The sequence below is a fragment of the Methylobacter sp. genome (genome assembly GCF_004322395.1).
In the GTDB taxonomy this organism is placed as follows: domain Bacteria; phylum Pseudomonadota; class Gammaproteobacteria; order Methylococcales; family Methylomonadaceae; genus Methylobacter_A.
The window spans coordinates 1-1580 of sequence record NZ_SCTW01000104.1 but is presented as its reverse complement, the minus strand read 5'-3'; the positions used below and the strand labels follow the sequence as shown (position 1 = coordinate 1580).

Genomic DNA, 1580 nt, shown 5'->3' with positions numbered 1-1580 from the left:
TTCAGTCAAGGCCATGGCGCTGGAAGCCCAAATGGAGCGTCGCCACGAACGGCTCACCGCCAGTACCGCCGAGATGAATGAAAGCATGTCCACTAGCAGTGCCATAGCTTCAACCTTGGGTACAAGCTTTGTACAATTGATGACGGTCAGCATTGTTTTTGCCAGTGCAGTGGGTGTGCTTTCTGGACAAATGACGCCGGGCGGGTTGGCGGCTTGCATGATGCTTTCGGTGCGTTCATTGCAACCATTGCGTCGTGGCCTAACGGTTTGGATGCGTTATCAGAGCTTTGTTACTGCACAGAAACGCCTGCAAGAACTGAACGATATGCCCTTTGATGAAGACCACGATAAACCTGAGCTGCCGCAGGTCCGGCAAAGTATTGAAATCAAGCATGTGCAACTTGAGGGTGGAAATGGGGAGACTATCCTTAACGATATTTCTTTTAACATTCAAGCGGGCGAATGCATCCTGATTCAGGGAGAAAGCGGAAGCGGTAAAAGCAGCCTTTTATCCGTTATAGGTGGAGCAATAGCAGCAAATGAAGGGGATGTTCTGATTGATGGTCGCAGCATAACTGAGTTTTCTTCCGATAGTGTACAAAGAGAAATTGCCTTGCTGCCACAAAAAGGTGCATTGGTGACCGGCACCATTTTGGAAAACATGACAATGTTTAACAAAAGCCTGAATCAAGCCGCGTTGGATATAGCCGGTCAATTGGGTTTGAATGAAGTGGTATCCAGCATGAAACTGGGTTATGACACGCCTTTAGGTGAAGGCAATACTGAAGCATTGCCGTCCGGGGTGCGGCAAATGATTTCGGTTGTGCGCGTATTGGCGCATAAGCCTAGTGTCATTCTGTTTGATGAGGCCAACTTAGCGCTCGACATGGCAGGCGATAAGCGCTTGCTGAAGTATATTTCGCAGCTAAAGGGGGTTTGTTCAATCGTTTTAATAACGCCTCGTCCGTCCTGGTTTGTTTTGGCGGATCGAGTATTGAATATGGCTAATGGGCGGATTGTGGATGTAGCCGCTAAGACCTATCAACCTGCCTATCCCAGTGAAAAGAGCGTTGGGGTAACTTATTCGGAAAGGCCTCCCCACATAACTGACTACGCAAAACTGATACGTAGCCATTTTGATGAAGAATCGGATATTTCTAACTGTCTGTTGCCGCTATTGAATGCAATTGGCTGGCAAGAGAATGAAAAAGAATTAATACAGTCTCTACCTCATGCCGAGCATCATCTTGATTTGTCTGGGCTTTGTTCAACTATGGAACATCTGGGGCTAATGCCGCGGTGTTTTGTTAGCAGCCTGGCGAGCATTGATCATAGACTGATGCCTTGTTTGCTCGTTCCTACGAAAAGCTCAGCCAAGGTTATTTTGGAAAAATTGCCTGATGGACGGCTACGCTGCTTTGATGGCGGCATCGGCAGAGAAACTATTTTCGAGTCAAACGCCGAAAAAAGTGAAGTTTACGTATTTAGGCCGAGTCCGAGCTTCGATGTTAATGCACGTAACGAGGCAAAATTTTTTGGGAATTTATTTCTTAGGTTTCGCAAACATATTTTGCTCGCTT

1 protein-coding gene is annotated in these 1580 nt (G+C 47.0%); it reads left to right on the top strand.

Annotation, left to right across the window (positions count from 1 at the left end; genetic code table 11):
* Positions 1 to 1580: ATP-binding cassette domain-containing protein (locus EPO18_RS14570; protein ID WP_292434425.1), on the top strand; the 1580-nt coding region annotated here is incomplete at both ends.